Origin of the sequence: Hydrococcus rivularis NIES-593, from assembly GCF_001904635.1 — a bacterium.
In the GTDB taxonomy this organism is placed as follows: domain Bacteria; phylum Cyanobacteriota; class Cyanobacteriia; order Cyanobacteriales; family Microcystaceae; genus Hydrococcus; species Hydrococcus rivularis.
Window position 1 is genome coordinate 61843 of the sequence record NZ_MRCB01000019.1, and the last position, 25057, is coordinate 86899.

The window sequence follows — 25057 nt, forward strand, 5'->3', positions numbered from 1 at the left end:
GGGCGGATCGCACTACTTGAATTATGGTTGTTTGAGCAGATTTGAGATCGCTAAGAATTTCCTTGCGCTCATCTTACTTCTTCTACTGGCTTTTTAACGCCATCAACGGTGCAATTGGTCTCGTTTGCATTCATTGCCGTCTGCCCAGACACCGAACAGACATAGAATTGTTTCGGTGCTTTCCAGGCATCAAGATTATTTAATGCTTCAGTGTAGAGTTTAGCGTGTCCGGCTTCTGCATTTCCGGCATAGGTAAAAGTCTGGACAGCGTTTTTCTCTCCCTTGGCTTTTGCCTCTTTAATGAAATCGGGGTACATCGTATCGCGCTCGTAAGATTCCCCTTTAATTGCATGTTGTAAGTTTTCTTGAGTGGATTTAACCTCCGGCGTGGCAATTGTATTTTGAGGAGTCCCTCCCATTTCTTTAATTACCTTGGCATGATTTTCCTTATGAATTTCTTCAGCCCGCGCTGCCGCCCGGAAGAGACTAGCGACTCCTTTATAGCCTTCCTCATCTGCCTTTTTCGCATAATCTAGATACATTACATGGGCATTGGACTCGCCATTGTAAGCCATCTCTAGGTTCTTAAGCGTTGGCGATTGGGCTTTGGTAGCAGGTTGTTCCTCTGGCTGGGTTGGCTCGACTTTAGCCGATGGCGTAGTTGGCGCGCAGCCAACGAGTGCCAACATGCCTAGCGCAGCAGCAGACGTAAAGATAGCAGTTTTCTTAGCTATGTAGCGGATTTTTAGCGTAGGATTCATTGTTAAATGCTCCTTAAAAAGCTAATGGTAAAAAAGTCATTAAAAAATCGGATTTTTGATTAGCGATCGCCCGTACTTTTGGGTTGAGAGCGTTTCTTAAATAATCCCGTCATACTCAAACCCGTGACGATTAAACCCGCTAATCCCAAGCCATTTAGAATTGGGTAGATCGATTCCAGTCCTAGAATGTCAAGAGTATGAAGTCTCAGAAGAAACCCGCCGATCTCCTCTTGTCCCAACCACTCATCGAAAATGATGTAGCCCATTCCCGTAATGACGGTCAGAATTAAAGGCGCAAAAACCGCGATCGCTATAAAGCGATGATATTTACGAAAGGAACGGATCATAAGATTACCTCTACAGAAAAAAGTTATGATTTCTTGCCTAATTTGACTTCATACCTTGACATCTCTTAGTTAATAAGTTAGCCAGCAAAGGTAAAGAAGTCGGGTCGATTCAAAAGATTCCCAAAAATTGCTTAAACTACTGGCAGGCGCACTTTGAAGCAACTGCCAAGCCCCAATTGGCTGCTGACAGTAATATCTCCCCCGTGACGAACGGCAATGGCTTGGGCAATGGCTAATCCCAATCCCGAACCTTCGCTGCGGTAGGATCGCGCTTTATCTGCACGCCAAAAGCGATCGAAAATAAAAGGAAGATCTTCTGGAGCGATACCAATTCCCGTATCTTCGACGCTGACAATGGCAAACTTATCGATCTGCCGTAGCGCAAGCGTGACAGTTCCTCCCGATGGCGTGTATTGCAGCGCATTTTCTAGCAGATTAGAAAACAATCGAATTAACTGAGTAGCATCTCCCATAACCGAGACGCTAGTTTTCCAATTGAATTTGAGGGAGATTTCCTTAGCTTCGGCTTTTGGTTCGAGGAATTCGATCGCATCTTCTAAAAGTTCTTCGAGGGGAATTGCCTTCCAATCCTGAGTTGGCGTTTTCGTTGTCCCTTCAGTACGCGCCAGCAAAAGCAAGTCTTCTACTAAACGAGTCATTTGGTTAGTTGCACTCGCGATCGCGCTAAACTTTTCGGCATCTTGGGGATGAATTCGCTCTGGATGCGTCTGCAACACTTCCACCGAAGTCTTAATCGCTGTCAGAGGACTGCGCAACTCGTGGGAGGCATCCGCCGTAAACTGTTTCAAGCGCTGGAAACTTTGCTCGATTGGCTTAAGTGACTGCTTAGTCAGCCACATGCCGCCAACGCCAATCAATCCCAAGGCGATAATTCCTCCCACAGCAGATCCCCAACGCAATTGAATCAGAATGGCTTCTACCGCTTCGGTAGACTCGCTAACACGCACATAACCCTCCAATTTTTTTTGTCCGCGACTGTAACTATAGGCTGGAATGGTTAGGGTACGAATCTGCCCTTGGCGAACGGTTTGAAAGCCTGCTTGCGGCGGTGAAGTCAGAGAAAGCGTTCCAGAACTTACCAGCCGTTGCCTGTTAGCGCCAAACCATTCTACGCTTTGATCGGGTTTGCGGAGATTCTGCCAGGGAATGTCGAGATCTCTGTCTTCATCGGGCTGGTAGTAGTCCGTGCGATTGACCGCCGTCTTATCTTGCTTAATCGCCATTAAACTATGAGCGGCAGCTTGAGCTAGATTAATCAGACGGTTATCTACTTGCTGGTAAAGATTGCGGGCAACAAATTGATACATCACTGTATTAGAAATCGCCCGAATTGCCAGCATGACGACCAAAAATGACCCTAACAAACGCCAGCGCAGAGTCTTGAACTGAGGGCTGGTAGAGTTTTGAGTTTTGAGTTTTTTCTTCATACGGCGATCGCTAGTTTTGTTTGAGGCGATAACCCAAGCCATAAACGGTTTGGATGAAATCAGGCGGTGCCCCTACCGATCTCAGTTTCTTGCGCAAATCTTTGATGTGAACTTTAACAGCTTCTTCTGTGGGAGGATCTTCAAACGACCAAAGGCGATCCAAAATCGTACTGCGGCTGAGGACGCGAGGGCTATTTCGTAGCAATAATTCTAGTAAACCGTACTCTTTGGGAGTCAAATGTAGTAGTTGTCCTGCATAGGTGACTTCGCAAGTCCCCGGATCGAGGCGCAGGCGTTCCCATTCCAGCACGGGCGGCAGGGTAGAATTGCCTCGGCGTAGTAATGCCCGAATGCGAGCGGCTAATTCTGGTAAATCAAAGGGTTTAACGACATAATCATCCGCACCCGCATCTAACCCTTTCACCTTATCGTCGCTGGTATCTCTGGCTGTCAACATCAGCACGGGGTTCATATAGCCTTCTCGACGCATTTGCTGGCAAAAGCTAATGCCATCAAGTTTGGGCAGCATGATATCCAGTATCACCAGATCGTAATCAAAGGCTTGTAGATAATCCCAGCCTATCTCGCCATTGGTGGCAAGATCGACGAGATATTGTCGGTCTTTGAGAGTCTCTGCAAGCGCTTTGGCGATGCGATCGTCATCCTCGACTAGCAGAATCCTCATAAGCAAGCTGGTGGGAGCTACTTATAAGCAATTCTATCGAAATTTACAGTAAAGGATTTGTAGAAATCTTTCAAGTTAAACGATCGACTCCGAACTCACATTAAGGAAGTTGACTATGTTTTCTTTGAAACAGTAAGATTGTTAATGTTTATGTAACAAGAACCTGGAGTTTTAGAGCGATCGCGACTTACTAAATCAAGACGTAAATAAGCTGCATTTTTACCGGGTAGCGATAGAGAAAAGTTAGCTGGAGCTTTTGAAACCTGTAAGTTTTCTGTAGTATTAATTAGTTCTCCTTGTTGATTTAAGGTTAATAAACGAATCGAAAATTCACTCAAGTTTGAACACTTCAAATCTGAAACATTACCAGTTACTTTAACTTCTTCTGGAATTGAGACAAAGTATAAAAAATCTGTTGGCATCGCTTTTGTAAAATCAGCCTTTATGTTGACAGTACCATTTAGGTTATTTCCAATCTCGCTCAATTGTTTTTTACGATTTCTACTAAAAACTATCCAATCAGACTGATTACTAGGTTTAGGTTGAATTCGTTCCTGCATTAGGTGAAGTGTTTGTAAAATTGTTTCCGCAGAAGTTAGACGAGTTCGTTCATAAATACTCACTTTTACTCCTTTATCTAAAACAAATTGCTTGGGCAAGCGCTGGAAATCTCGAATCAATTCCCAGTTTTCAGTAAAGGCATCTACCACAACTTTCACGACATCTTGTTCTTCAGGCGGTAAGTGATGCTGAAATGGAGTAGCGACAATGACATACTGAGCTTCTAACAAAGAACTCAATGGATAATAATCACGGGAATCAACATCTGGCGTATCGATAACCCGGAACAATTTTCTTCCGTATATTTGCTCTTGAGCAACTTGCAATAAGCTATCATTTAATATTCCTGAAGAAGCAGCTACAAAGATGGGTTTTCTTTCAGGACTAAGTTGTCTCAGATAATCAATTAAACGGTGAATTTCATCATAATCTTGTCGTACTATTGGTGGCTGACTAGCAGAGAAAAAAGGACGAATTGAATTATCAAATATTCCTAGTGACGTTAATCCCATAACAGCATTGCTAGTTAGCAAGATTATTACAGCAACTAGCATTAGGATACGTGCCTTTTTTTTGAGGATAAGCCCAGTTGTCCAAAGCAATGCAGTGAGACCGAGAGCAACAAACCAAGTAAAATGTGTCGTGTAATGAATTCCTAGTTGTCTTGAGAAAAGTCCCCACTGAATCAGTGAAATGCTACCGAATATAAGAATAAAAGAGGTCTTTAGAGGCAGCAGTACGCGAGTTAGAGTTCCGGTAGAAAATCCCAGTACAGTTAGAGACCCAAAAAGCCAACCATATGTTTCTCCGTAATATTGAAAGTTTTCAGCCAACGATTTTTCATATGAAGCATAAAGAAAGCGATAATTAGTGGTTAGAATATTCACTAAAAATTTTGGAGCTAATAGTGTTAGAGTTGCTAAGCTGCTCAAACCTATTAAACTTATCAAAAAAGTGTAGCGAGTTAAATTTTTTAATGCTCTTCTCGGCTCATTTCTGACTTCGTTCGAGAAGATGATAAAGCCTTGGAGAAACATGGCTACCAAAAAAGCTCTTGCACTGTAGGCAAAATGGCGACGGAATAAGATAGCTAAGGCAAGTAAAAATCCAAGAAGTGGTACCTGCCACAAAGAATTCATTCCCTTATCGGGTAAAGCGTAGGTGCAAAATCTGAGCTTAACGAAAAATTGGGATTCTTCGCTCCATTTCATATTAAATCCGGTTAAACAACCGCAATACCTAGTAGTGCGTTCGCGTAGTGGGTGCGGAGCACCTTACATCCTGCTCGCGAGCGGGGACGTATGCGCTTACGCGCACGCTACGATGAGCGCACTATATATTATGGCTAATTAAACAGATTTGATATCATTGCGCGACTAATGACGAATTCTACTTATCTTGCACTTTCCAGGCATTCTCTAAGAGCATAAGTCCTGATTTCAAATTAAATAGGCGATAGTTACTCCCGAACCGCCTTCATTTTGAGGGGCAAGTTCAAAGCGTTCGACTTGGGGATGATGTTGCAAGAATTCATGAATTCCTTCGCGCAAGCGTCCCGTCCCTTTGCCATGAATAATCCATAGAACTCCCGATTCGGTGGCTTTAGAAATTGCTCTTTCCAATTCAGATTCTGCCTCTGCTACCCGACTTCCTCGCAGATCGACGGTATTTTGAGAGGTTCTTACAGTAACAGGCGGTTTCGGCGTAGCAGGTTGGGGAGATGGCGTGAAAACAGCCTTTGGTTTGGCAGGAATTTCTACTTTTTTCCCGTCTAAAGACTCGATTTCTGTTAAAGGCACGGTCATTTTCATCAGCCCAAAACGAACTGTTACTTCTTCATCTGCAAGATGCAGCACTTCTGCCGTTTGACCTAAATTAGGCAGTCTTATTCTTTCGCCGACTTTGGGCACATAGCTAGAGGAGCGCTTTTCTAGCTTGGGAAGGCGATTTTCGGCAATTTGACCGATCGCTTCCGTGGCTTTTTGGGCATTTTGGGCGGTTGGAGATCCCTGTTGCAGTTGACGAATGACTTTGGCGATCTCTGCTTTAGCTTGGGCGATCGCTTTTTGGACTTCCCTTTCCTGATACTGTTTCAACTCGCGCTCTTTTTCTTGCAAAGAAGCAGCTTTTTCGGAAATTTCGGTGTAAAATCGCTCGGTTTGTTGCAGCAGTTGACTGGCTTCTTTGGCTTTGAGTTCTTGCTCCCGGCGCTGCGCCTCCAATCCGGCAATCGTTTGGTTAATCTCTTCGGAATAGCCGCCGACGCGTTTTCTCGCTTCCTCGACGATCTCTTGTCCGAGTCCTAATCGTTGCGCGATCGCAAGGGCGTTAGATCGTCCGGGAATTCCCCACAGCAAGCGATAGGTAGGCGAGAGGGTGCGATCGTCGAATTCAACCGAGGCATTTTCAAAGCGAGAGTCTTGATATTTTAGCGCTTTTAGTTCGCCGTAGTGAGTCGTCGCAATGGTTAATAAAGCGTTATCGGCAAGATATTTGAGCAGCGCGATCGCTAAAGCACTTCCCTCCGCCGGATCGGTTCCCGCACCCACTTCGTCGAGTAGGATTAGGGATTGGTTATTTGTCCTTTGTATCTTCCCTACCGCTTCACTATCCCACTCTTGTGCTTGTCTGTTATCGTCTGGGTCTTTTTGAACGCTTGAACTACTGAACTCTGCTTTTAATGTATCAAGAATCCGAATGATGCGGCGAATGTGTCCGGAAAAGGTAGATAAATTCTGCTCTATTGATTGTTCGTCGCCAATATCGGCTAATACCTGTTCAAACCACGGTAATTCGACGGGTTCTCTAGCAGGAATGAATAAACCGACTTTTGCCATCAAGGCCGATAACCCAATGGTTTTGAGGGTGACGGTTTTTCCTCCCGTGTTGGGACCAGTAATAGCCACGACGCGAATTTTGGGGTCGATTTGTACGTTGATGGGAACAACGTCTGTGCCTTGTTCGTGCTGGTGCTGCCAAACTAAGAGAGGATGGCGTAGCTGCCGCAGGGTAATCGGTTCGCCTCCTGCAAAATCGATAAATCTAGGCGCATTTCCTTCTAGCCATAGGCTATAACGCGCTCTCGCAGTGGCTAAATCGAGGATAGTAGCGACGGCTAATAAATACTCTAAATCAGATTCAACGGCTGCAACTCGTTCGGTTAACGATCGCAGGATCGCTTCTTCTTCTGCTTGTTCTTGACGGCGATATTGCCTGAGTTGGTTTCCTAAGTTAACGATCGCATTGGGTTCGATATAAAGGGTTGCGCCAGTACTAGATGTATCCTGGATAATGCCAGGAATTTGGTCTTTTTGAGGGGCTTTAACGGGGATAACGAAGCGATCGCCCCTTTGAGTAATGACGGGTTCTTGAACGGCTCCTCCCTGTCTTTGTAGGATACTCTGAAGCTTTTGATAGATGCTGTCTCGGACTTCTTTGAGGCGGACGCGAATGCTTGCTAATTTAGGAGAAGCGCGATCGGCGACTTTTCCCGCATCATCGATGCAGCGATGGATTTCTTGCTCTATTTCGGGATAGGTGCGAATTTCGGCAACTAATTCGGTTAAAACGGGGATATCTTCTCGATTGTCGATAACTCGTCGCAAGCGTCTAACCCCTGCGAGAGTGGTTGCAATGTCGAGCAATTCTTGTCCCGACAGCATACCGCCGAGTTTGGCTCTCTCCAAGGATTCTCCAATATCGGCAATCCCGTCAAACGACCACCCAGTTTCTAAATCTTGTTCGAGTTGATAAACTTCTTTGGTTTGTGCCAAAAGCTGCAAGCTTTCGGCTTTTGTTGTTGGAATTTCCAAATTTCGAGCAGCGACAGCACCTAGCTTAGTCGCGGCAAAGGTAGCTAGGTGCTGACAGAGACGATTCCATTCGAGTAATTCTAAAGTTTCTTGTTGTATCAAGGGTCGTATATTAAAACTGGCTTTGTCTTATCTTTGTCTTATTTTATAGTTTATCTAGTTTCGATCCCCACCTGGCAAGCAATCTGCAAAGGAAATCGCGGTCGCTCCTATTTATCCTTACTGTAATCGATCTGTCTCCGTTCTGAGCATGTTACTTTAGTCAGATTTTTGGGAGTTTTTTCATTGAGCATCTGTAGCGTTCTTTTTTAGAAATGGTAGAAGTTGTCATTAGATGACAGGATAGTTTCATCGCCCTATAAATTGTTGTTCCCAAGCGAGGCTGCAACTAACTCTCTTACACTGGCAGCCGAGTCTAATTTCAAAGCCGCTTGCGCGATCGCCTGCGCTTCGGTTATAGTTATCTGCGCGATCGCACCCTTAACCTCTCCAATCTTTTGAGGATTGAGACTGAGTTCGTCTATCCCCAATCCCAATAAGATAGGCACTGCCAGGGGATCGGCTGCCAGTTCGCCACATAGTCCCACCCAAATTCCAGCTTCGCGGGCAGCTTGTACGGTTTGCTGAATCGTTCGCAACACGGCTGGATGCAAGGCATCGGCTAAGGCAGCCACCTTGGCGTTGGTGCGATCGCAAGCCATAACGTATTGACTGAGATCGTTAGTGCCAAGGCTGAAAAAATTCACCTCAGATGCCAAGCGATCCGCGATCGCAGCAGCCGAGGGAACTTCTACCATAATGCCGACTTCCATTGCTTCATCGAAGGGAATATTAGCTTGGCGAAGTTCGGATTGGACTTCAGCCAGAATTGCTTTAGCTTGCCGGACTTCGGCTACAGTAGAAATCATCGGGAACATTATCTTAATCTTATGTCCGGGACTGGCTCGCAAAATTGCCCGCAACTGAGTTTTGAAGATATCGGTGCGATCGAGACAGAAACGAATCCCGCGCCAGCCTAAGAATGGGTTGGTTTCCGGTGACAAACCGAGGTAGGGAACTGGTTTATCGCCGCCAACATCGAGGGTGCGAATGATGAAGGGACGAGTATCCATCAATTGCGCGATCGCCTGATAGACGGCTAATTGTTCTTCTTCAGAAGGCGCGATCGTTCGATCGAGATAAAGAAATTCAGTACGCATCACCCCAACGCCTTCTGCACCCAGATTCAGGGCGACTTTAGCATCGGCTATCCCGCTGATATTTGCGAGTATGGGAATTGGTTTTCCGTCGCGAGTAATAGCGGGTTGTTGCGCTGTTGCTAGGGCTTTCTGTTTGGCGGCTTGGACGCGATCGCGCTTTGATTGAAGCGTAGCTATAGTATCTTCATCTGGATCTATCCATACCTTGCCACTTTCGCCATCAAGTGCCAAGCAAGTTTCATCGCGCAATTTCAATACCTCTGGCGTTAAGCCAACTACTACCGGAATGCCTAATGTTTTTGCCACAATAGCGCTATGAGAAGTGGCGCTGCCATGAGTCATGCAAATGCCCAGCACTCGTTCGGGATCTAACTTAGTTACATCAGAAGGCGTTAAATCCGGAGCAACCAGAATGACTGGATGGGTTAGTTCTAATGCCGTCAGATTGCTACCTGTTAGCCGTCTGAGCACTCGCTGTCCCACATCTGTTACGTCAGCAACACGCGATCGCAGGTAAGGATCTTCAAGCTGGCGGTAAGTTGTTGTCAACTTCTCGACTGCTTCATGCCAAGCTACTTCGGCATTCAGATGTCTTTCAAAAATGTTTTGGCGCACTGTATCTAGCAGTGCCGGATCTTCTAGAAATAATACATGAGCATCGAAAATAGCCGCTTCTGAGTCGCCAATTTGACTGGCAGTTTGCTGCCTCAGCGATCGTATTTCCTGCTTGGCAATTTGAAGCGCTACCTGCAATTGCTGCCATTCAGTCTGAGGATCTGCGCTAAGACGTTCGGCTAGTTGGACTGGTGTGGGGCAATAGAGAAAAGCCGGCGCGATCGCGATGCCGGGAGAGGCGGGAATTCCTTGTAGATCTGGGGAGAGAGAGGGTGAAGAGGTGAGGGGGAAAGATTCTAAAACGCGATCGCTTTCTCCAAAGTTGTCTTCTACCAAGGCTTGTAATGCCTCTAGCGCCTCATCTGCATCGGTGCCGCGTGCCGCGATCGCAATTTCGTGTCCTTGCCTTACCCCTAATGTAGCGACTTGGTTAATACTATCGGCACGGACATATTCAGTCCCTTTGGTAATATTTCGCACCTCGATTTGCGACTGAAAATGAGCTGCCGTGGCAACGAATTTAGCGGCTGGACGGGCGTGTAATCCTAATTGATTGCGAATAATCAGGTGAATTTCTTTAGTTTGTCCTCGGTCATTTGTCTTTTGTCCTTTGTCTTCAACCAATGATAACTGACTTCCCAATTGAGCGGCTTTGGCTGCTAATGCTTCTCGTGCTTCGGCGATGACTCTTTCGATGTTACTGCCCGTTGTTGCTGCCACTGCTGCCGCGATCGCGCCTTCTACCAAGGGGGCTTCGCACAGATACACTTTATCTCGTCGTTCATCTGGGAGAAATTCTAGCGCCATTTCTGCACTCATCAGGGCGCTGCCAAGATCCATTAAAACGAGAACGCCATCGTCGCTATAAACGGACTCAATGGCTTCTCGAACCTGCATTGCATCGGTGCCTAGCGGGTTTTGGGGATCGTCAATTCCTGCGGCAATCGCTAATTTTACCTTGCCTCGAACCATCTGCGTTGCCAGTTCGCGCACGCCTTCGGCAAGTTGCCGACTGTGAGAGACGATAACAATTGCGATCGCTGCCATTGAGAATAAAAATATGCTTTATAGTTCAATGATAATTTGTTGAATTCTGGTCGATCGGTTCTAGAAAGTTGCCGTTAAAATTATCCTAAAGTTCTTTTAGGGCGATCGGTTGTGAAATTTGGTCAATGGCTCGGCTTTCTCAGCTTACTTGTTTCTTTATACATTCTCTGGAAAATTCAACAATTGCTGTTGCTAGCGTTTACAGCAGTCATTCTTACAATTGCTCTCAACCGAATTGTTCGTTATTGGCAACGGTTTGGGATTAAACGACCCCTCGCGATCGCTATTACTGTAATTTCCAGCCTCATCGTTACCATTCTAATTTTCGTCCTCATCTTACCGCCTTTCTTCGAACAATTTCAAAACCTAATCGCTTTGCTCCCCAGCGCCTGGGAACGAATTCGCTCTCAAATTGACATTTTTAAACAGCAACAATTGCAATTTGAATGGCTGCCCCCACTCCCCACTCAAGCCGTTCTAATCGAACGGTTACATCCTTTAGGAACAGCCTTATTTAACAATTTCTTTGCAGTTTTTTCCAATTCTTTAGCTGTTGTTTTACAACTCCTCTTGATCTTCATTTTAACTTTAATGATGTTGGTCAGTCCACAAGGATACCGAAAAGCATTTTTAATATTATTTCCCTCTTTTTATCGTCAGCGTGCCGATGAAATTCTCTCGGCATCTGAAGAAGCATTAGGAAATTGGTTAATAGGTATTGTCATTACTTCTACCTTTATTGGAACTTTGAGCGGACTGAGCCTATTAGTATTACAAATTAATTTAGTTCTAGTTCATGCCTTAATAGCTGGTTTACTGAATTTCATTCCTAATATTGGTCCCATGCTCAGCATGATTTTTCCGATTACCATTGCCCTCCTCGATTCTCCTTGGAAAATTGGAGCGATTGTCGTTGCATATATTATTATTCAGCAGCTTGAAAGTTATTGGCTTACTCCTACTATTATGGCAAAACAGGTATCTGTATTACCTGCGGTAACCTTGCTCGCTCAAATCTTTTTTGCTCAAGCTTTTGGTTTCTTCGGATTATTGCTTGCCCTACCTCTAACTGTCGTTGCTTCAATTTTAATTGAAGAAATATTATTTAAAGATATTTTAGATAAATGGGAAATTTCTCCAAGTTCTGATTTAATTTTTGCTCGATCTTTTCCTAGTCATGAACCAGAAAATACTTCTATGGATCGTTAGCCTACTCTTTTTTGTTGGTTTGCCGCTGGATATTAAGGCTCAAGAAGAAACTATTCTACAGGAAATCGAACGAACGGGATTAGTCAAACTCGGAATTCGAGCGGGAGCTTTTCCCTTCGGCTATAAAGATGCGGATAATAATTTTGCAGGGATTTGCGTCGATTTATTTAAGACAGTTGTAGATGAAATTAAAAAAGAATTAAAACGAGATATTTTGGCAATTAAACTTTATGAATCCAATCTAATTAATCGTTTTAATTTGGTTGAAAATAGAATTGTTCATCTCGAATGCGGACCTAATACAATCGATCCTCAATTACCCAGAAACGTGCAATTTTCCAATTCTTTTTTTGTGACGGGCACGCAATTGTTAATTAGGATAGATAATGCTAATAAAATCAAGGCTAACAGGGATTTTTCTAATTTGACCATCGGCGTTCTTCGCGGCACGATTACCCAACAACTGCTTGCCCAAAAATATCCATTAGCAAATCTGCAACAATTTCAAGGAATTACTGGACGGCGGCGAGGCATACAAGCAGTCCAACAGTTGAAAATTGATGCTTTTGCCAGCGATGGTATTCTTTTAATCGGCGAAGCAACTAGAGAAGGTTTATTTTTAGGGCAAGATTATCTATTAGTGCCTCAAAAACCACTAGATTGCGTCTATTATGGTTTTATTCTTCCTAAAAACGATCCTCAATGGCGCGATTTAGTCAACTCTGCAATTCAAGCAGCGTCATTGCCCCAAATTTTTAGCAAATGGTTTGGCGAAATTTCTCCTGAAATAAGGGAGATGGCAGAGTTTTGTAGAAGCGAGGGGTCTTAAGTATCCTCATGCGCCTATGAATTTAGCTAATTAAACATAAAAGGAGATTATATTTTTGAGTATTGATATTTGCTAAAGTTATAGATAGAGTAGTATCAGCAACCTAAAACTACATCTCAGATACTTAATATCTATGTCAACTCTAGTCCAGAAAGATATTTATCAGTCTTCGCATCTACTAAGATTTCTTCAACAATGGATTGACGATTTGGAGATTCGTGAAGAACAAATAGCCCGTCAAATCGTTAGGCTAATTCCCGCCCAGTGCCCGTTTGCCCGTGAAGTACGGCTGTTTGGCCGGGTCATTCTTCGCATCCCTGCCCTCTGTAAACTCAATCCTCTCTACGAGCAACTGATGGGTCTGCGGTTTCGTGCCCTTTGCTTTCTTGCCGACCAGTGTGGAGAAGACATCGCCAGTCATTGTACCTAATTAGCTAGTACGTGTCTAACTGTTTTGCGAAATTAGCAATTGGTTAATTTAAATTTTTAATTAATCTCATTTGTCATTGCCATGCCAGACTCAATCATGTATCGAGAGGATGCTTATGTTGTCCTCGAATCCGACCGACCCGAACAATTGATGACTCCCGAAGGGTTATTAGAAAAATTGACAGAAATCGTGCGATCGCGTCAAGATAATTTGCCCAGAGAACTGCAAAAATTTACCGATGTTGAAGAACAAGCACGATACTTAATGGAAAATTACTGCGAATTAGATATGGAAGCCGGAAAATATTTGCAATGGTACGTTGTCCGCTTGGAAAAATAATATAAAAACTACTCGGTCAGTCCCCTTTGCTGTTTGCGAATCATTGGTCATTGGTTATGACCAATCAGCCTAGTTGACTGGCAAAACTCAAATCGCCCTCACCCCAACCCCTCTCCCGTTCTGGGAGAGGGGCTTTTAACTTAAGATTTTGGACTGAAGTCCCTTCGCCCCTTGTGGGAGATGAGGGGACAAGGATTGGTCAGTCAACCAGGAAGTAATGATTATTAGCGATCGCGAATTTAAAACAGATTGTTTAAAACAGAAGGTTTATTGGAAGAAGCAAACGAGCGAGCTAAATTAGCGATCGCGCAGTTACTAACAATGGCAGGGTATGAGAAAGTAGAAGTAAACGCGACTACCCCCTCGCCCGAAACCTGTAGTGTCACTCAATAAGTCAAAATAATGACTAATGACACATCCGAAAGAAATCTACGATCTGCTCTTGGATTATTTGGGGACAACACTGCCTAGAATTACGGGTTTCCTCACTGCGATCGCCCCGGCTCGAACGATACAGTGAAAAAAGATGAAGAAACATTACAAACCCGGAGTGCTCAGATCGTGTTTGAATACTTCAACGAAAAAGCCATCAAAGCCATTATCTTAGCTCAAGAAGAGGCTCGTCGTGCCGGGCACAACTTAGTAGGCAGCGAGCATCTTCTGTTAGGATTAATTGGCGAAGGAACCGCGATCGCTGCAACAGTCCTGCAAGATCTGGGTATTAACCTTCTAGACACGCGACGGATCGTCGAAGAATTAACGGGCAAAGGTCCCGGATACAGCCCTACAAATATTCCCTTTACCCCAACAGTCAAACACATTTTCGAGCAGTCGCTCCAGGAAGCTCGTAACTTAGGCGATAAATCGATCGCGCCAGAGCATATTCTACTGGCGATCGCAGCCGCTCCAGATACGGTAGCCGCAAAAGTTCTCGTTCGGCAAGGCATCGATCTCGCCAAACTGAGGACGGAACTGATTAAAAAAGCCGGAGAAAAGGTCGCCGCTGCCGTGGGAGCACCAGAAAACCTCTCGCTCTTTGGTCGCCAATCGCAGCCACGTGCTGCCTTGGAAGAGTTCGGAACCGATCTCACCAAACTCGCTGCCGAAGGCATGCTCGATCCGGTTGTCGGACGGACTAAAGAAGTCGAGCGTACCATTCAAGTCTTAGGTCGCCGTACCAAGAATAATCCCGTTTTGGTGGGCGAACCGGGAGTGGGAAAAACCGCGATCGCGGAGGGACTCGCTCAACGCATCGTCAACGGAGACGTTCCCGAAATCCTCAAAGACAAGCATGTCATTAGCCTCGATATGGGGTTAATGCTTGCCGGAACCCGCTTCCGAGGCGAGTTTGAAGAGCGCGTCAAAGCCGTTGTCGAGGAAGTTCGTAAAGCCGGAAATATTATCCTCGTCATCGATGAAATTCATAACCTAGTCGGTGCTGGCGCAATGGGTGGGGCAATGGATGCAGCTAACATGCTCAAACCCGCTCTTGCCAGAGGCGAATTGCAATGCTTGGGAACGACGACTCTCGATGAATATCGCCAGCATATCGAGCGCGATCCTGCCCTAGAGCGTCGTTTTCAACCGATTATGGTCGGCGAACCTTCCGTCGAAGAGACGATTGAAATTCTGCGCGGATTGCGGAAAAACTACGAAGAACACCACAAAGTTAAATTCAGCGATCGCGCGATCGAAGCCGCCGCTAAACTGGCAGATCGCTATATCTCGGATCGTTTCCTTCCCGATAAAGCGATCGACTTGATCGACGAAGCGGGTTCTCGCGCCCATCTAAGGCATTTTTCTAAGAACCGAGGACGGACAACGGAGGACGAAGGAGAATTCGATGCTCCCGTTATTAACCCTCAATCGCTCGTTCCCGTGGTAGACGAAGAGGAAATCGCTCAAATTGTCGCTTCTTGGACGGGAATTCCCGTTACCAAGATCGCAGAATCGGAGTCGCATTCGTTATTGCATTTAGAGGCAAGACTGCACGAACGCATCATCGGACAAGAGCAAGCGATCGAAGCCGTTTCTCGCGCCATTCGTCGCGCCAGAGTAGGCTTGAAAGATCCCAACCGACCGATCGCGAGTTTCATCTTTGCCGGACCAACTGGAGTTGGCAAAACCGAACTGGCAAAAGCACTGGCGACCTATCTTTTCGGTTCCCCAGATTCTATGATTCGACTCGACATGTCGGAATTTATGGAATCCCATACCGTTTCCAAGCTGATTGGTTCGCCGCCGGGATACGTCGGTTACGAGGAAGGAGGACAACTCACTGAAGCAGTCCGCCGTCAACCTTACACGGTCATCCTCTTCGATGAAATCGAAAAGGCCCATCCCGATGTCTTTAACATGCTCTTGCAGCTTTTGGATGACGGTCGCCTGACCGATGCCAAAGGACGCACGGTAGACTTCAAAAATACCCTCGTCATCATGACCTCGAATATCGGCTCTAAGGTCATTGAAAAGGGAGGAGGCGGATTTGGTTTTGAGATGGCTGAAGACCGCGCTGAAGCGTCTTACGATCGCATTCGCGGCTTAGTCAACGACGAACTCAAGCAATATTTTCGTCCTGAGTTTCTCAACCGTCTCGACGATATCATCGTCTTCCGTCAACTGACGAAATCAGAAGTGCAACAAATTGCCGATATCTTGCTTAAGGAAGTAGCGGCTCAGTTGAAGGAACAGCGAGATATTGCCTTGGAAGTGACCGAGGCGTTTAAAGCGCTCGTCGTTCAAGAAGGATACAATCCCAGCTATGGCGCTCGACCTCTGCGCCGTGCCATCATGAGACTGCTCGAAGATAGTTTAGCCGAAGCTATCCTCTCCGGTCGGATTAAAGATGGAGACACTGCGATCGTTGATGCAAGCGATCGAGGCGAAGTAAAGGTTTTCGCTTCTCAGCCGCTCGACGTTGTGGTTGCTAGCCGTTAGTGCCAATTAAACTATCATTTTCTAGATTTAGCCTATCCGCCTCTAGTCTTCTAGAAGGCGGATATTTTTTTCCAAAGCATTTAAGCGCGATCGCTTTAATGTTTTCAAGCTAATGGATTTTATTCTTTATGAATTATGATTTTTTGGCGATCAAAAATAAACAATAATAGTCGTTGCTTTTTCTAGCAATTTCTCAATTAAAGAGATCTCGCCACTAATCAAATTTAAGGTTTGATTTAAGCTTTAACTTTTTCTTTCAAGAACTTTAATTTTATACAATAAACAGTAGTTATTTTATTTGATAGCTGGCTAACTTCATTACGACAGGTTTGATAATCAATTAAACTTTGCTTCAACTTTTATTAAAGAATTCTTAACAATTATATGATAAGAAAACCAGCAATTCGTATTAGAGAAAAAATATTTATCAACAAAAATTTTTGAATAAAATAAAGAAAAAATCAGCTAATATCTATTTGACAAAATAAATTTTGTTACCGAAACAAAACATGAAGACAAAAGCAATAAATTTTAAATTAAAGCGTTGGATGATGGCGATCGCCTTAGCAGTCATCACTGCTGCTCTAGTAGTGACAGTGCCTGCGGTTCAATCCCAAAATCAGCCAACAATCAAAATTGATGGTTCCAGCACGGTCTATCCCATCACCGAGGCAGTTGCCGAAGATTTCCAAAAAGCTGGACAGGGAGCTGTCCGCGTAACTGTGGGGCTTTCTGGAACGGGTGGCGGATTTAAAAAGTTCTGTTCCGGGCAGACAGATATCTCTAACGCCTCCCGCCCGATTAAGGATGAAGAGATACAAGCATGTAAAGCGGCCGGTATTAACTATATCGAACTACCAGTTGCCTACGACGCTCTAACCGTCGTTGTTAACAAACAAAATAACTGGGTAACCAGTATGAGCGTAGCCGAACTCAAGAAAATTTGGGAGCCAAGCGCTCAAGGAAAAATCAAAACTTGGAATCAAGTGCGATCGAATTGGCCCAATGCCCCTATAAAATTATTTGGACCGGGCGCAGACTCCGGCACGTTTGACTACTTCACAGACGCTATTGTTGGCGAAGAGGGAGCCAGTCGAACTGACTATACCCCAAGCGAAGATGATAACGTCCTCGTCCAAGGAGTTGCCCGCGATAAAAACGCTCTGGGCTACTTTGGCATGGCATACTATGAAAGTAACAAAGACAAGTTGAAGGCGGTTGCGATCGATAATGGCAAGGGAGCTGTAAGTCCTTCTAGTTCAACCGTGCAAAACGGAACCTACCAACCCTTGTCTCGACCCCTATTTATTTATGTCAGTTCAAAAGCGGTTCAACGACCTGAAGTGAAGCAGTTCGTCGAGTATTATCTCACCAACGTTGGCAAGTTGGCTCAAGAAGTCGGCTATGTTCCTCTGCCAGCACAAGCCTATCAATTAGCCATGAACAACTTCAAAAACAACAAAATGGGTAGCGTCTTTGCTGGACGAGAAACAGTAGGAGTCAGAATTGAAGACCTTCTTCGACTAGAAGCCAGATAATAATCAATATTATTTGAAGATTAATAAAAAGGACGGAGAAATCGATTATTTTTCCGTCCTCATTACTCTGATACCCCCTGGTTTTTATTGGCGAATAATTTTATGACTGAAAAACAGCTATACCTAGATAAGGCACAGAGAAGCTATCGCAAACTAGTAAGGAATGTGCGAGAGGGGGCAATTGAATCGATCTTGTTTTTGGCAGCCTTTTCCTCAATTGCTACGACCTTTGGAATTCTCGACATTCTCATTAGTGAATCCGTCAACTTCTTTAAGAAAATTCCCATAACGGAATTCCTCACAGATACTCAATGGAGTCCGCTATTTGCGGATCCCCATTACGGAATTCTGCCATTGCTGTCAGGAACGTTAGTAACATCAGCGGTTGCGATGATAGTCGCCATTCCGTTAGGGACAATTGCGGCGATTTACTTAAGCGAATTTGCTCCTTCTCGATTGCGCGAAACCATCAAACCTGCCTTAGAGTTATTAGCTGCTATTCCCACCGTCGTTTATGGTTATTTTGCTCTTCTGTTTGTTACGCCGCTATTGCAGAAGATTTTCCCAGACCTACCTGGGTTTAATATGTTAAGCGCTGGGCTAGTGATGGGGTTAATGATTATTCCCTCGATTAGTTCTATTAGCGAAGATGCAATGCGAGCTGTTCCTTTAAAATTGCGGGAAGGCTCGTATGCAATGGGAGCAACTCGCCTGCAAACCGCCTTGCGAATCATTTTTCCGGCAGCGATTTCTGGGATTAGTGCTGCTTACATCTTGGGAATTTCCCGCGCTGTCGGCGAAACTATGATCGTTGCTATTGCTGCCGGACTTCAGCCCAATCTCACCTGGAACCCTTTCGATCAAGCTGCCACCATCACAGCTTATATAGTACAGGTAAGTCTTGGAGATTTGCCTCACGGTAGCCTAGAGTATCAAACCATTTTTGCCGCTGGGCTGACTTTGGTGTTGATGACTTTGGTCTTAAATATCATCGGACATTTTCTCGCCAAGCGCTATCGAGAAATTTATTAAAATTCCGAGTTCTGAAAACAGTGACTATGTCAACAGAAAATTTAGAGCAAATTCGAGCAGATATTAATCGTCGCCAGTTAGTTAATACTATTTTTGCCATCATCGGTTTGACGACAATTTTGGTGTCAATTTTAATCCTACTAGGACTGACGATCCAAATGGCTATTGATGGTGCGTCGCGCCTGACGCCACAATTTTTTATTTCCTTTCCCAGTCGCCGTCCAGAAGAATCGGGTATTCTCTCGGCTTGGGTAGGAACGAGTCTAGTGATGCTGGTCACTGCCATAGCAGCAATTCCTTTAGGCATTGCTTCGGGGATTTATTTAGAAGAATACGCTCGCAAAAACTGGATTACCGACATTATTGAAATTAACGTTACCAATCTCGCTGGCGTTCCCTCGATTGTCTACGGGTTGTTAGCCCTTGGCGTGTTTGTCTATCAATTTAATTTGGGGGAGAGCGTTCTGGCGGCAGGATTAACGCTAGCCTTGTTAATTCTACCCGTTGTGATTGTCACAACCCGCGAGGCAATTCGCGCTATTCCCAATAGTCTGCGAGAAGCTGCCTATGCAGTGGGAGCCAGTAAATGGCAAATGGTCTGGGATCACACTCTTCCTTACTCGTTTGGGAGTATTCTTACAGGCGTAATCATAGGTTTATCGCGGGCAATTGGAGAAACTGCTCCCGTGATAACTATTGGTGCGCTGACCTTCATTGCTTTTTTGCCAGATCCTCCTTTTAAAAGCGAATTCCCCTATCTTTCTTTTGCCTGGCTGCAAGCACCTTTTACCGTCATGCCTATTCAGATGTTTAACTGGGTATCTCGTCCCGAACCCGCCTTTCAGTTAAACGCGGCAGCCGCAGGTACCGTGCTGACCGTAATGACGCTTGGCATGAACGGTCTGGCTATTTATCTTCGCTATCGTTTTCGTCAAGGTATCAAATGGTAGAAAAAAACAGCGAGCAACAATCCAATTTAATTGCGATCGAACCCAAAGCTGAGGTGATTAACCTCAATTTTTACTATGGTTCATTTCATGCCTTAAAAAACATCAATTTAGCCATACCAGAAAAACAAGTAACGGCTTTGATCGGTCCGTCTGGGTGCGGTAAAACCACTTTGCTGCGATGTTTCAATCGCATGCACGACCTTTACCCCGGCAATCGCTATGAAGGAGAAATCCTCATGGACTCTATTAATATCCTGGGTCGTCAGGTCGATCCAATAGAAGTCCGCATGCGAGTCAGTATGGTATTTCAAAAACCCAATCCTTTTCCTAAATCTATCTATGAAAATGTTGCCTATGGTTTGCGAGTACGAGGCGAAAAGAAGCGCAGTCTGATTGATGAAAAAGTTGAAGATTCTCTCAAAGAAGCTGCTTTATGGGATGAGGTGAAAGATCGCTTGCACGAATCGGCTTATAACTTATCTGGGGGTCAGCAACAGCGTTTGTGCATTGCTCGCGCTTTAGTGACCGATCCCGAAATGATTCTTTTCGACGAACCGACCTCTGCTCTGGATCCGATCGCGACTTCTAGTATTGAAGAACTGGTAAGCGAACTAAAAAAACGAGTGACTATTTTGATCGTTACTCATAGCATGCAGCAGGCAGCCAGATTATCTGACTTCACGGCATTTATGTATCTAGGCGAAATGCTGGAGTTTAACAAGACCTCGATAATGTTTTCCGAGCCTTCCCACAAGCAAACCAGAGAATATGTTAGTGGAAGGATTGGATAATCCTAATGAAATTAAGGGATCGGGATCTAATTGCCCAATCCCGTATAAGTTTATGCGATCGTTACTTCTGGCGAGAGATAGACATCTTGAATCGCATGGAATAACTTAACTCCTTCCTCAAAAGGACGCTGGAAGGTTTTGCGACCGGATATCAATCCGCAACCACCCGCCCGTTTGTTAATTACTGCGGTGCGAACGGCTTCGGCAAAATCATTTTTCCCAGATGCGCCGCCGGAGTTGATCAAACCGCTGCGACCGCAATAGCAGTTGAGAACTTGATAGCGAGTCAGATCGATGGGATGGTCGCTAGTGAGTTCGCTATAGACTCGCTCGTCGGTTCTGCCGTATTTTTTGCCGGTTGCTTTGGCAACGGCTTCGTAACCCCGATTATTTTCTGGCAGTTTTTGCTTGATGAGATCTGCTTCAATGGTGACTCCCATGTGATTGGCTTGACCCGTTAAGTCGGCAGCGACATGGTAATCTTTATCTTGTTTAAAAACATCGTTACGCAAGTAGCACCAAAGAATCGTTACCATGCCCAGTTCGTGGGCGCGGGCAAAAGCTTTGCTGACTTCCTGAATTTGACGGCTCGATTCTGGCGAACCAAAATAAATTGTCGCCCCAACCGCTACAGCCCCCAGATTCCAAGCTTGTTCGACGCTGGCGAACATAATCTGATCGGAGGGGTTGGGATAGGTTAATAGTTCGTTGTGATTGAGTTTGACGATGAAGGGGATGCGGTGGGCGTATTTGCGCGACATCATCCCTAAAACTCCCAAAGTTGTCGCTACCGCGTTGCAACCACCCTCGATCGCGAGTTTGATAATATTTTCTGGATCGAAGTAGATCGGATTGGGGGCAAAAGAAGCAGCGGCGGAATGTTCGATGCCCTGATCGACGGGCAGAATAGAAATATAGCCCGTGTTGGCAAGCCGTCCTGTCGAGTAGATTTGCTGAAGGCTGCGGAGAACTTGGGGGTTGCGATCGCTACTAGCCAATATTCTGTCGATAAAATCAGGTCCAGGCAGGTGCAACAGCGATTGAGGAATCTTTGCTTTGTAGGTCAGTAAACTTTCTGCTTCGTTCCCCAACCAAGATTCGATAGAGCCGGGAGCAGATAGAGTAGTAGTCATAGTCCCTTCTTCCTAAAATTCAAAGTGCGGACTTTATTTCTATTGTGACTCTCTCTTTCGATCCTGAGATCTTTTTCAAGATAGACCTGCATGGGCGGCGATCGCAGTTTGGGCTTATCGTGCGCTTTAACCCCCAGCTAAAGCCAAGCTTTGCCTGAAGGCAAATTTATCGCCTACAATGAAAGATTGGTTGGTCAAAATCGAATTTTCTGGTCTAGAAATAAGCTTGAAAGTCACTAGAGCAGACCTAGCTATTGAAAGTTTTTAAGAGGTTTATCAATTATTGATTATGGCAGAAACAATTCGCTTCCTGATGTGTGCCCCCGACCACTACGACGTAGATTACGTCATCAATCCGTGGATGGAGGGCAACATTCACAAATCCTCGCGCGATCGCGCCGTCGAGCAGTGGCAGAAACTCTATCGCGTTATCAAAGATCGAGCGATCGTCGAGCTGGTGCCTCCTCAACCGGGTTGGCCCGACATGGTATTTACCGCCAATGCTGGACTGGTGTTAGGCAATAACGTCGTCCTCAGCCGCTTTTTGCACAAAGAACGCCAAGGGGAAGAACCCTACTTCAAACAGTGGTTTGAGGAAAATGACTTTACGGTTTACGAACTTCCCAAAGACCTACCCTTTGAAGGAGCCGGAGATGCCCTACTCGATCGCGAAGGACGTTGGTTATGGGCGGGATACGGCTTTCGTACCGAACTCGATTCCCATCCCTACATCGCCAAATGGCTAGATATCGAGGTATTGTCTCTGCATTTGGTAGACGAGCGCTTCTATCACTTGGATACTTGCTTCTGTCCCCTCACAGGTGGCTATTTGCTCTACTATCCTCCTGCTTTTGATTCCTACTCCAATCGCCTAATCGAACTGCGCGTCCCAGCAGAGAAGCGAATCGCGATCGACGAACCCGATGCGGTCAATTTCGCCTGCAATGCGGTCAATATTAACTCAACCATCGTCCTGAACAAGGCAAGCGACAGTCTCAAACAAAAGCTTACCGAGATTGGGTTTGAAGTAATAGAAACTCCCCTGACAGAATTTCTCAAAGCAGGCGGTGCGGCAAAGTGCTTAACCTTGCGCGTCACCGAACCCGTTCTCGATTACGTCCATGCCAACGAACCCGTCGAGAGCCGCATTATTAGGCTCGAAGGACATCTTCTCGATGCGGGGATCATGAACCAAGCCCTCGATCTTATCGTCGAAAATGGCGGCAGTTTCAAGGTTCTCAATTTCAATCTCGGCATAGAACGACAGAGTCCCTCTTCGGCAGAAGTCAGAGTCTCGGCGCCTTCCCATGAGATCATGGAAGACATCATGACCCAGTTGATCGAAATCGGTGCCGTCCCTCCACCCCAAGAAGTTTGCGATGTCAATACCGAAGTCGTCACCCAAGATGGAGTCGCCCCCGATGACTTCTACGTCACGACTATCTATCCTACCGAAGTGCGCGTCAATTGCGAGTGGGTGAAGGTACAAAATCAGCGCATGGATGCCGCAATCGTTGTAGAGTCAACCTCTGATGATGGACCGACCGCTCGTTGTAAGCTCCTGCGGGATCTTAAAGTCGGCGATCGCGTTATCGTCGGAGTAGAAGGGATTCGCAATCCTCGCAAACCCGAATCGCGCGAACAACGCAATAGCCAGCAGGAATTTGCCTTTATGTCGGGAGGAGTTTCCAGCGAACGCCGCGTCGAATTGGTCGTCGAACAAATTGCCTGGGAACTGCGCAAAATTCGCGATCGCGGCGGTAAAGTAGTGGTTACGGCAGGTCCGGTGGTCATTCATACCGGAGGCGATCAGCATCTCTCTCGCCTAATCCGGGAAGGATACGTCCACGTTCTCTTGGGAGGAAACGCGATCGCGGTTCACGATATCGAACAAGCGATGATGGGCACTTCTCTCGGCGTAGACATGCAGCGGGGCGTGCCAGTGCGCGGCGGACATCGCCATCACCTCAAAGTGATTAACACCATTCGTCGTTGCGGCAGCATCGCCAAAGCAGTCGAGCAGGGCGTTTTAACTAAAGGGGTCATGTACGAATGCATCAAGAATAACGTTCCTTTCTGTTTGGCAGGATCGATTCGCGACGACGGCCCCCTGCCGGATACGGAAATGGATTTAATTAAAGCGCAAGCAGAATACGCGCGACTGCTGCAAGGGGCGGAAATGATTCTCATGCTCTCAAGCATGTTGCATTCGATTGGAGTTGGCAATATGACCCCCGCTGGCGTGAAGATGGTCTGCGTAGACATTAACCCAGCCGTGGTGACAAAACTGAGCGATCGCGGTTCGGTCGAGTCTATCGGCATCGTGACTGACGTGGGATTATTCCTGAGTTTGTTGGTGCAGCAGTTAGATAAATTAACGAGTCCCTATCATCTCGTTCAAACAGTATAATTAAGACTTTCCGGGCAGATAGAATACGAAGGCAGAAAAAAATAATTTAATCCTTCTACCTTCTGCCTTCCGACTTCTGACTTCAATTCGAGCAACTTTCTTGATACAATATTAACTAAAGCATTTTTAGGAAGTCTTAATATGGAAAGCGTTGCTTACATCTTAGTCGTCGCTATGGCACTCGCAGTGATCTTTTTTGCGATCGCGTTTCGGGAACCCCCTCGCATCCAAAAATAGTCCCAGATTACTAACCTGCATAACATTTAAATATTACATAAAGTTCTTGAGCCGCTACTATCTATTTCTCACTTTTGAGAAAAAAATAGGCAACGGCTCAGCTTTTTGTTTTCTTGCTTGAAAAATATATAGCAAGCGATTTCCTAAGTCATCGCTTTGCGGATGGCAACCCACTCCAAACAAACTCATGTTATGTCCTTATTGCCAGCACACCGATAGCCGAGTTTTAGAATCGCGTTCCACAGAAGAGGGACAAAGTATTCGGCGACGTAGAGAATGTTTGCGATGTAAAGGTCGATTCACCACTTACGAACGAGTCGAATCCATTCCCATCAAAGTGATCAAACAAGACGGTCATCGAGAATATTTCGAGCGTGCCAAGCTTTTGCGAGGGATAATCCGCGCTTGTGAAAAAACAGGCATTCCTCTCGAACGACTCGAAGCGATCGTCAATGAAATCGAAGCCCGACTTCAGCAGCGTTCCGAGCGAGAAGTAACCAGTCAAGAAATCGGACAGTTAGTTCTTCAATACCTGCGTCACGAAAACGAGGTCGCTTATGTTCGCTTTGCCTCTGTATATGGCAAGTTTAAGGGGATTAAGGATTTCGTAAAGACCTTAGAGCGACTCCAAAGTCCGGCAGAGGTGACGCAAGATGCCCAAGACTCCCACGAGCCTGTCCTAGAAGAGTCAGACTTAAAAGATTCTTCATCGATAATGACTTCTTCTTAGAATAAGAATATAATATA

At 45.5% G+C, this 25057-nt stretch carries 21 protein-coding genes; 13 read left to right on the forward strand and 8 right to left on the reverse strand.

Features of this window, described 5'->3' with window-relative positions; translation table 11 throughout:
• Positions 1-68: 68 nt before the first annotated feature.
• The 7 genes from NIES593_RS15435 to ptsP form a co-directional block, all read right to left on the reverse strand.
• Positions 69-761, reverse strand: coding sequence for a rubrerythrin family protein (locus NIES593_RS15435; RefSeq protein ID WP_073600428.1), 693 nt, complete (start codon positions 759-761; stop codon positions 69-71).
• A 59-nt stretch (positions 762-820) separates the two neighbouring features.
• Positions 821-1108 (reverse strand): peptidase, encoded by a 288-nt coding sequence (locus NIES593_RS15440; RefSeq protein ID WP_073600429.1) that lies wholly within the window; start codon positions 1106-1108, stop codon positions 821-823.
• 131 nt (positions 1109-1239) lie between these two features.
• Complete coding sequence (locus tag NIES593_RS15445; protein WP_073600453.1) at positions 1240-2556, reverse strand: sensor histidine kinase; 1317 nt, start codon at positions 2554-2556, stop codon at positions 1240-1242.
• A 10-nt stretch (positions 2557-2566) separates the two neighbouring features.
• Positions 2567-3241: a response regulator transcription factor gene (locus NIES593_RS15450; protein ID WP_073600430.1), complete on the reverse strand. Its 675-nt coding sequence runs from the start codon at positions 3239-3241 to the stop codon at positions 2567-2569.
• A gap of 113 nt (positions 3242-3354) precedes the next feature.
• Positions 3355-5013 carry a hypothetical protein gene (locus tag NIES593_RS15455; RefSeq protein ID WP_073600431.1) on the reverse strand — a complete coding sequence of 553 codons (1659 nt, stop codon included), beginning with the start codon at positions 5011-5013 and terminating at the stop codon, positions 3355-3357.
• Between the two features lie 228 nt (positions 5014-5241).
• Positions 5242-7716 carry an endonuclease MutS2 gene (locus tag NIES593_RS15460; RefSeq protein ID WP_073600432.1) on the reverse strand — a complete coding sequence of 825 codons (2475 nt, stop codon included), beginning with the start codon at positions 7714-7716 and terminating at the stop codon, positions 5242-5244.
• Between the two features lie 254 nt (positions 7717-7970).
• Complete coding sequence (gene ptsP, locus NIES593_RS15465) at positions 7971-10475, reverse strand: phosphoenolpyruvate--protein phosphotransferase (protein WP_073600433.1); 2505 nt, start codon at positions 10473-10475, stop codon at positions 7971-7973.
• Positions 10476-10586: 111 nt separating this feature from the next.
• Between ptsP and NIES593_RS15470 the strand changes: the two genes are divergently transcribed.
• The 10 genes from NIES593_RS15470 to pstB all read left to right on the forward strand — a co-directional run bounded on the left by NIES593_RS15470 (position 10587) and on the right by pstB (position 20530).
• A complete protein-coding gene (locus NIES593_RS15470; protein ID WP_073600434.1) occupies positions 10587-11684 on the forward strand; it encodes an AI-2E family transporter in 1098 nt (365 codons plus the stop codon).
• Positions 11653-12513: an amino acid ABC transporter substrate-binding protein gene (locus tag NIES593_RS15475; protein WP_073600435.1), complete on the forward strand. Its 861-nt coding sequence runs from the start codon at positions 11653-11655 to the stop codon at positions 12511-12513. Before NIES593_RS15470 ends, NIES593_RS15475 begins: the two co-directional genes overlap by 32 nt.
• 133 nt (positions 12514-12646) lie before the next feature.
• Positions 12647-12943, forward strand: a complete 297-nt coding sequence (locus NIES593_RS15480) for a Mo-dependent nitrogenase C-terminal domain-containing protein (protein WP_073600436.1) — start codon at positions 12647-12649, stop codon at positions 12941-12943.
• Positions 12944-13024: 81 nt separating this feature from the next.
• A complete protein-coding gene (locus NIES593_RS15485; RefSeq protein WP_073600437.1) occupies positions 13025-13282 on the forward strand; it encodes a CRR7 family NDH-1 assembly protein in 258 nt (85 codons plus the stop codon).
• A gap of 249 nt (positions 13283-13531) precedes the next feature.
• The gene (locus tag NIES593_RS23645; RefSeq protein ID WP_175561151.1) at positions 13532-13675 is read left to right on the forward strand and encodes a DUF4230 domain-containing protein; all 144 of its coding nucleotides are present in this window, start codon (positions 13532-13534) and stop codon (positions 13673-13675) included.
• Between the two features lie 168 nt (positions 13676-13843).
• Entirely contained in the window at positions 13844-16219 is a 2376-nt protein-coding gene (locus NIES593_RS15490) for an ATP-dependent Clp protease ATP-binding subunit (RefSeq protein ID WP_073600454.1), read from the forward strand.
• Between the two features lie 509 nt (positions 16220-16728).
• Complete coding sequence (locus NIES593_RS15495; protein WP_073600438.1) at positions 16729-17757, forward strand: PstS family phosphate ABC transporter substrate-binding protein; 1029 nt, start codon at positions 16729-16731, stop codon at positions 17755-17757.
• 102 nt (positions 17758-17859) lie between these two features.
• Entirely contained in the window at positions 17860-18789 is a 930-nt protein-coding gene (gene pstC, locus NIES593_RS15500) for a phosphate ABC transporter permease subunit PstC (protein WP_073600439.1), read from the forward strand.
• A 26-nt stretch (positions 18790-18815) separates the two neighbouring features.
• Complete coding sequence (gene pstA / locus NIES593_RS15505) at positions 18816-19739, forward strand: phosphate ABC transporter permease PstA (protein WP_073600440.1); 924 nt, start codon at positions 18816-18818, stop codon at positions 19737-19739.
• Positions 19733-20530 (forward strand): phosphate ABC transporter ATP-binding protein PstB, encoded by a 798-nt coding sequence (pstB, locus tag NIES593_RS15510; RefSeq protein ID WP_073600441.1) that lies wholly within the window; start codon positions 19733-19735, stop codon positions 20528-20530. The genes pstA and pstB overlap by 7 nt, the downstream gene beginning before the upstream one ends.
• A 50-nt stretch (positions 20531-20580) precedes the next feature.
• Here the strand turns inward: pstB and NIES593_RS15515 are convergent, their stop codons facing one another.
• Complete coding sequence (locus NIES593_RS15515; RefSeq protein WP_073600442.1) at positions 20581-21663, reverse strand: class I fructose-bisphosphate aldolase; 1083 nt, start codon at positions 21661-21663, stop codon at positions 20581-20583.
• Positions 21664-21952: 289 nt separating this feature from the next.
• On the opposite strand from NIES593_RS15515, the gene argZ reads away from it, so the two are divergent.
• The 3 genes from argZ (at position 21953) to nrdR (ending at position 25040) form a co-directional block, all read left to right on the forward strand.
• The gene (gene argZ, locus NIES593_RS15520) at positions 21953-24073 is read left to right on the forward strand and encodes a bifunctional arginine dihydrolase/ornithine cyclodeaminase (protein WP_073600443.1); all 2121 of its coding nucleotides are present in this window, start codon (positions 21953-21955) and stop codon (positions 24071-24073) included.
• Positions 24074-24214: 141 nt separating this feature from the next.
• Complete coding sequence (locus tag NIES593_RS15525; RefSeq protein ID WP_073600444.1) at positions 24215-24310, forward strand: photosystem II reaction center protein T; 96 nt, start codon at positions 24215-24217, stop codon at positions 24308-24310.
• A 187-nt stretch (positions 24311-24497) separates the two neighbouring features.
• Positions 24498-25040 carry a transcriptional regulator NrdR gene (gene nrdR, locus NIES593_RS15530; RefSeq protein WP_073600445.1) on the forward strand — a complete coding sequence of 181 codons (543 nt, stop codon included), beginning with the start codon at positions 24498-24500 and terminating at the stop codon, positions 25038-25040.
• The last annotated feature ends 17 nt before the right edge of the window (positions 25041-25057 follow it).